The sequence below is a fragment of the Undibacterium sp. Dicai25W genome, from assembly GCF_049340505.1.
Lineage (GTDB): Bacteria > Pseudomonadota > Gammaproteobacteria > Burkholderiales > Burkholderiaceae_D > Undibacterium > Undibacterium jejuense.
Genome location: NZ_JBMPOQ010000035.1, coordinates 1 through 5,995 on the forward strand (window position 1 = coordinate 1; position 5,995 = coordinate 5,995).

10 protein-coding genes are annotated in these 5,995 nt (G+C 44.3%); 9 read left to right on the forward strand and 1 reads right to left on the reverse strand.

From position 1 onward, the window contains the following. Window positions 1–237: 237 nt before the first annotated feature. The 9 genes from ACO0KY_RS19270 (at window position 238) to ACO0KY_RS19310 (ending at window position 5,302) form a co-directional block, all read left to right on the forward strand. The gene (locus ACO0KY_RS19270) at window positions 238–501 is read left to right on the forward strand and encodes a hypothetical protein (RefSeq protein ID WP_423048798.1); all 264 of its coding nucleotides are present in this window, start codon (window positions 238–240) and stop codon (window positions 499–501) included. 91 nt (window positions 502–592) lie between these two features. After that, complete coding sequence (locus ACO0KY_RS19275) at window positions 593–985, forward strand: hypothetical protein (protein WP_423048800.1); 393 nt, start codon at window positions 593–595, stop codon at window positions 983–985. Between the two features lie 53 nt (window positions 986–1,038). Next, entirely contained in the window at window positions 1,039–1,959 is a 921-nt protein-coding gene (locus ACO0KY_RS19280; RefSeq protein WP_423048802.1) for an alpha/beta hydrolase, read from the forward strand. Between the two features lie 173 nt (window positions 1,960–2,132). Then, window positions 2,133–2,897 carry a hypothetical protein gene (locus ACO0KY_RS19285; protein WP_423048804.1) on the forward strand — a complete coding sequence of 255 codons (765 nt, stop codon included), beginning with the start codon at window positions 2,133–2,135 and terminating at the stop codon, window positions 2,895–2,897. Between the two features lie 81 nt (window positions 2,898–2,978). Continuing rightward, the gene (locus ACO0KY_RS19290; RefSeq protein WP_423048806.1) at window positions 2,979–3,356 is read left to right on the forward strand and encodes a cupin domain-containing protein; all 378 of its coding nucleotides are present in this window, start codon (window positions 2,979–2,981) and stop codon (window positions 3,354–3,356) included. Window positions 3,357–3,580: 224 nt separating this feature from the next. Further along, a complete protein-coding gene (locus ACO0KY_RS19295; protein ID WP_423048816.1) occupies window positions 3,581–3,796 on the forward strand; it encodes a pentapeptide repeat-containing protein in 216 nt (71 codons plus the stop codon). Window positions 3,797–4,074: 278 nt separating this feature from the next. Then, on the forward strand, window positions 4,075–4,365 hold the full coding sequence (locus ACO0KY_RS19300) for a hypothetical protein (RefSeq protein WP_423048808.1): 291 nt from the start codon (window positions 4,075–4,077) through the stop codon (window positions 4,363–4,365). A gap of 84 nt (window positions 4,366–4,449) precedes the next feature. Next, window positions 4,450–4,764: a membrane protein insertion efficiency factor YidD gene (gene yidD / locus ACO0KY_RS19305; RefSeq protein ID WP_423048810.1), complete on the forward strand. Its 315-nt coding sequence runs from the start codon at window positions 4,450–4,452 to the stop codon at window positions 4,762–4,764. Between the two features lie 127 nt (window positions 4,765–4,891). After that, window positions 4,892–5,302, forward strand: a complete 411-nt coding sequence (locus tag ACO0KY_RS19310) for a hypothetical protein (RefSeq protein WP_423048812.1) — start codon at window positions 4,892–4,894, stop codon at window positions 5,300–5,302. A gap of 454 nt (window positions 5,303–5,756) precedes the next feature. Here the strand turns inward: ACO0KY_RS19310 and ACO0KY_RS19315 are convergent. Continuing rightward, window positions 5,757–5,995, reverse strand: a 239-nt coding sequence (locus ACO0KY_RS19315) for a hypothetical protein (protein WP_423048814.1), incomplete at its 5' end; no start/stop codon positions are given.

A 5,995-nucleotide genomic window follows, 5' to 3' on the forward strand; every position in this document is an offset into this window, starting at 1 on the left:
TGTACAGTTGTCGCTACGTGTTTATCTGCCGTAGCCACTTTTATCGGGTTTCTCGGCTATCTTAAGATTGATAAACCTAGACCACGAAAAAGGTTAATTGAGGTGTTGGTAATTGGAAGCATTTTGGTCGCCGCAGGCGGAACTTGTTTAACGCTTATTTAGGCCACTAACGGCCAGAAGCAGTCATCCATTTGCACCTCCGAATTGATATTGCTTTGCTAATTTTTGTATGGCAATATGCCTTTGATTCAAAAAATAAAAGGAAAGTTAATGTTGCTGGAAAATCGTAAATGGTTTCAGTTGATGGTCGGAGGAATTGGGTTGGTTGCGGCATGCCTTAGTTTTTGGATCGCGCGCTCAGCATTTCCAGTCGATGCGTCTGAATCGGCTAAATTCGCGTTGGCTCTGCTTATGCTTGGGGCAATTTACGGATTTTCTCGCCTGCTTACAATATTTCTACCTTTATTTCTTCCAAAAATATTTCCGAGTCTTGACTCTTAAATTAGGGCATTTAATGTTGGACAGGATGTCATCTGCCGGCCGGAAGCGGACCTAAAGCAATGAATAAGTTAACACGATGCGGAGGCGTAGCTTGAGTATTGCTCTCATTTTGGGCCTGGTAAGTGTCGGCCTGCTGATTTCAGCGAAATACTGGAAGAGCCTGCCTCGCCCTTATCGATTCCGCAATTGCGAGGGCAGGGGCTGGCGACGAACGTTTCCAACTACATCAAAAGATGAAATCCGCTCTTTCCTTTTAATGTTCGTTTCCGCGTTTGCATTTGCGGATAAAGATAAGCTGAAGTTTCGACCTGACGATAAAATATTGGACGTCTATCGAAGCTTATATCCAAGTCGGTGGCTGCCTGACGCATTGGAATTTGAGACGTTGACGTACGACCTTAAGAAACAGTATGCGCTGGATTTAGAAACGATATGGAGTGATGATTTGACGCTGGGGGAATTATTTACCCATATTCGGGCTTGATGGCTCAGTTCGGCCAACAGCAGTCATTCAACAATCAGCTTAGGAGAGACCCATTGCATTCCAGTTTCCTTATAGGTTTAGTTTTTCTATTGATTGGCATGGTTCCGGCGCAAGCTGAGACTTGGCAACCACCGCAAGGTCAGCTGCAAGTTCCAATTTGGCCCGGTGCGGTACCTGATGCGATATCTACCTCGCAGACAGAGTCTGTCAGCACTGTTGCTGGACACGGAGGATGGACCCAGGTTAGTGATGTCAGCCAGCCGACCATGACAGTGTATCCGGCCAAAGGTCAAAATACCGAGGCAGCGGTAGTGGTATTTCCCGGGGGAGGTTTCAAGGTCCTAGCCATGGATTTGGAGGGTACTGAAATTTGTGACTGGTTGACATCTCGGGGTATCACTTGCGTGTTACTCAAGTACCGCGTTCCCAACGGCAACCATCATTGGGATGAAAATTGCCAGTGCCATGTTACGCCAAAGGTGCCACGCGCACTACAGGATGCGCAAAGAACCATCAAGCTCGTGCGTTCCAAGGCAAAGGAACTGAACCTCAATCCCAACAAAATTGGTGTAATTGGTTTCTCGGCAGGCGGTTATCTGGTTGCGCAGACCAGCAACATTTTCACGCTTACTTACGAGCCTGTCGATACCGTCGACAAGCTAAGCAGTCGTCCTGACTTTGCTATTGCGCTTTATCCAGGTCATCTATGTCGCGCTGCTGACACATTCGACCCCAGCATTCACGTGACAAAGCAAACGCCGCCAACGTTTCTGGTGCAAGCATGGGATGACCCGGTGGACCCCATCTGCAACAGTACGCTCTACGCCCGGGCTCTTAATCAGGCAGACGTGCTGGCGGAGGTCCATCTCTTTGCAAAAGGAGGGCACGCCTTCGGCCTAAGGGATAAGCAGCATTCGGTTTCGTCGTGGTCATCGCTCGTTGAAAACTGGCTCAAGGAAATCGGAATCCTATAAACTTAGACCTAATCTAATGGCAGCCGGCCAATAACAGTCGTTCGGAAGTGGCTTCCACTTGTATGCCATTTATTAATATTTGATTTTTCCAAGATGGAGCAACACGCATGAATTTCGAACTGCTGTACCTTGTCAATTCGCGGATATGCCATAAATCGTAGGAGGAAAGAACTTTGGGAACCTGGGGATTTCGCATTACCGAAGATGACATTGTTTCTGACATCATTTCGTCGATCACGGACGAATTAAAGGCTGGAAATGACCTTGAAGATGCCTCCGCAAAAGCAAGAGAGAAATTTGCTGAGCTCGAAGGAGATGCCGACGAGGCCCCGCTTCTTTGGCTTGCATTAGCGCATATCCAATGGAAATATGGAACCGTTGAGAACCAAGTCCTCCAACGCGTGCGTGATGACATATCAATAGGAAATGGATTGGAACGATGGGGCGACGATTCTGAGGCACTTGCCCGACGGAAGGCCGCTCTTGCCAAATTTCTCGCGCAAATAGAGTCCCCAAATCCTAGACCGTCCAAATTTCCCAAAGTTATAATCCGCAGAGCGCCTTATAGTAAAGGCGACTGTTTGGCTGTTCTGTTGCCCGATGGCCGATTCACCGCCGCGCTGGTTCTCAACGTGGACGATGCAAATCCGGAGTATGGAAAGAACTTAATTGCAAGTCTCGATTACTTGGAACGCACACCGCCAGACATTGACGTTTTCAAACGCAAGAAATGGCTCATACTCAATCACGGCAACTGGAACAATCGCAAAGACATTTGCTGGTATTTACCTCCGCACTATCGTGCAGAAAGCAAACGGATTTCCAAGGTCGGCAATATTGGCCTGGGCTGGTTTGTGCCAAAAGACGATGGAATGCATGCGAGCTGGAGACATATAGGGTCTCAAATATTATTATGCCGAGACGGCATTGAGGTTTGACCTTACTCTAGGCGGACGGCCATTACCGGCCATGAGCAGTCGTTCCCATTTGCTAATCGTGTTCATTTTTAAGGACAGTGCATGGCGCTGATTTATCATAAAAAATTACCCGACCATTCAACTCTCTTGTCAGGGCGCGTCCCGCCCGACGATATCGGTTTCCAGTCTAACCAGCTTCAGATTTGGTACAACAATACGAATGAGAGCTGGGTTGGCGATGGAGAAGTACCTCATTGCCATACCTCAAGCGATGAGTGTTTCATTGTTCTCAAAGGGGCGATTGAAGTGGAAGTTGAAGGGGCACGAACGATTGTCCGTGAGCGAGAATTTTGCTGCTTCCCAATTGGCGTATATCATGCGGTTACCAAAGTATTTCCTCCGGTCGAAACCTTGATGCTGCGAGCTCCTTCAGTCGAAGATAAGATATATCAACCTGCTCGGTCAAAGAATGGAGCGTAGATGGCTGCCTGCAGTCGGCACATTGGAGCCATTGCCGATGAACGCCTAAAAAGGACTTTATGCTATTCGAAAGTGAAAATTTTGAGATAAAGTTAGACAGATATTCCAAGGGACCCGATAACGTCTACCGGTACTGTAACTTTAAAAACATAAGTACGGAAGGCGATTCTTATGGTGATATTTTTGTTGGTTGCGTGTTTGAAAATATAGACATGTATTGGGGCATGTTCAACACAACAATTCTTGTGAGTGTTAAATTCGTAAATTGCCAATTCCGCGGCGTGGCGTTTTCGAACTCCAAGTTTTATGAATGCGAATTTAATGGCTGTGAATTTTTAAAAGATAATTTGAATGGTGCATGCACTTTCGATGATGTAACTTGGTACAAATGCAGACAATTTGATTGCGTTGGATTGGAAAAGGAATTTAGAAATATATGATTTTTCGTTACTCGGTACGTAGCAGGCAAAGTGAACCTTATGAAAATACTACTATGGTTTGTCATTGTTACCTCTCTTTTGATAAGTTTGGTGTGTTTAAAGCATGATGAAATGTCAGGTGCACTTTCTGGATTGCCAATAGCCCAATGGTTAAATGTCTATTGAAGTATATTTGAAAATATTTTATGAAACCGCAGGAAGTTTGTGGGATTCACACTTAGATGACAAACGTTGATCTCGTGAAATTCAGAAAGAAAAGATTTATATGGGAGTATTGAGTGCAGATTGAAATTACTTTAACTAAATTTTACGCTAAAGGTGATGAGCGTCGATTATTTCAAGGTTTGTCGGAGATTGCTGCCGTTAGTAATGTCCATGGTAGAGGACGCGGATTAATTTTTGAATTAAATTTGAGACTTCTCGGCAAGGAATCTCTGTGGGAGTTACTAGCACTTCTATACCGATATGGAATCTCGTTGGCTCCATTCAAGGTGTTGGCATCTTCAAAAAAGTTTTCGTGGTTGGACGATAAAAAATCTTACTGGTATAAAAATATGTTTTCTGCTTAAATGCCAGCACTCGGCACTCGGCACTGGGTAGTCAGTGAAAAGGCATTCTAATTCAAACTCAAGCATTGTTTAGATAAAAATTTTATGAATCGATTAGTGCTTGCAATGATTTTCCTCTATCGAAAATTCGTTTCACCATTTAAAGGATTTTCGTGTGCTTATCGATTACATACAGGTGGTTTAAGTTGTTCAGCGCATGGCTATCGGGTCATTGAACGGCACGGCATTTCTTGTGGACTCAAATTAATAGGTAGACGTTTAGATAGATGTCGGCAAAAATATTTGCAATTCAATACTGTCAGGGGCGGTTACAAAAAAACTCTCAAGGCAAGGCTGAGGGCCCATTTCGCGAGCAGCAAAAATTTTTGTACATTTTTGTATTCGCCAATATGCTTCTGAATGGCGGCGTTGGATTGACGCCGGTTGTATTTTTCCTGGCAGCATTGGCACTTTGCCGCCATTTAGTACCGAGTTCTACTTAAAGCTAAGAATTACAGGGCAGCCGAAGGGGTTAATTTCACAAATAATGTCTTTTGATGACATTCCAAAAGAGACGCTTGAGGTAATCTCATTGAATCCCGACCGCTTTGGATTCAATATAATTTACACCATGGCAGCAAAGTTCAGGGATGGAAAAACAGAAGAGGCACATAAGACGATAGTTGAATATGCGTCAAATGAGAAATTAACGGTCGATCAAGCATTAGAAATAGCAAGTGGAACTCCTCAGAAGTCAGCAAAAACAGCCCAAGAGAAGCTAGTAGTTGAAAGCACAGTAAAGGATGGTACTGCGAAGTTTGCGCAACTTCGCAGTGTGGACAAAACTCTTCGTATTGAGTTTAGTAGTGAGGATAGTAGTGAGGATATGCGTAAGGAATTGACGTTAGAAATTGAGCTACTTATACGTGAATTTGTAAGAAAAAAGAGCGTTAAATAGAGTTTGTAATACAAACCCTTTTTAAATCAATAACTTAAAAAATAAAGGTATTGCATCCCTCATTCAATTAGCGCTACAGTCCGATAGCCATCGCCCAAAAAAAGAACGCCGAACTGCGCTCATGCTATTTAAGAAACTCCAGCAAGCAGGGTTTTCTTCAGGGCACGATACGGTCATTTGATCTCGATTTTAAATCGCATAAATTCAGCAGGGGCGTTAGGTAAGTGTGCTTACAAAAATAATTTATTGATGGTACGCAAGGCCATTTTGCTTGCGTACCATCTGCGCACCTTGGACACGGTTGTATCCATCGGCATTTCTAGACTCTTGCTTGAAAGTATTAATTGAAGGGTGAAAATTCTAAAAAGTCCTTGCAAGGCCCTTTGAAGCCCCTTCAAAGCCCCTTCTTTTGCGAGCAAACGTTCTTTTTGATAGCAAATTACGTAGTAGCTGCTTAGCTTTCTAACGTGATATGTATCATCAGCATCACCATTTTTAATGGAAACCAGTCAAGGTGCGCAAGATCATTTTGGTTGCGTACCATCTGCGTACCTTGGATTTGTGCAGTAAGCACCCGGTCAACACAGGTTGACCGATCCTTAGATTGATGATCGGATTTATTGAGCAGGCTTCCAGTTGTGCGGAAGTAGTTCGCTGATGCGGCTGAATGGTTGCAATGGTAGCCTTTCCAAT

Bases quoted from the DNA above. Each gene is read 5' to 3' on its own strand.
- ACO0KY_RS19270 (WP_423048798.1), top strand. From the start codon at position 238: ATGCCTTTGATTCAAAAAATAAAAGGAAAGTTAATGTTGCTGGAAAAT.
- ACO0KY_RS19290 (WP_423048806.1), top strand. From the start codon at position 2,979: ATGGCGCTGATTTATCATAAAAAATTACCCGACCATTCAACTCTCTTG.
- ACO0KY_RS19295 (WP_423048816.1), top strand. From the start codon at position 3,581: ATGTTCAACACAACAATTCTTGTGAGTGTTAAATTCGTAAATTGCCAA.
- yidD (WP_423048810.1), top strand. From the start codon at position 4,450: ATGAATCGATTAGTGCTTGCAATGATTTTCCTCTATCGAAAATTCGTT.
- ACO0KY_RS19310 (WP_423048812.1), top strand. From the start codon at position 4,892: ATGTCTTTTGATGACATTCCAAAAGAGACGCTTGAGGTAATCTCATTG.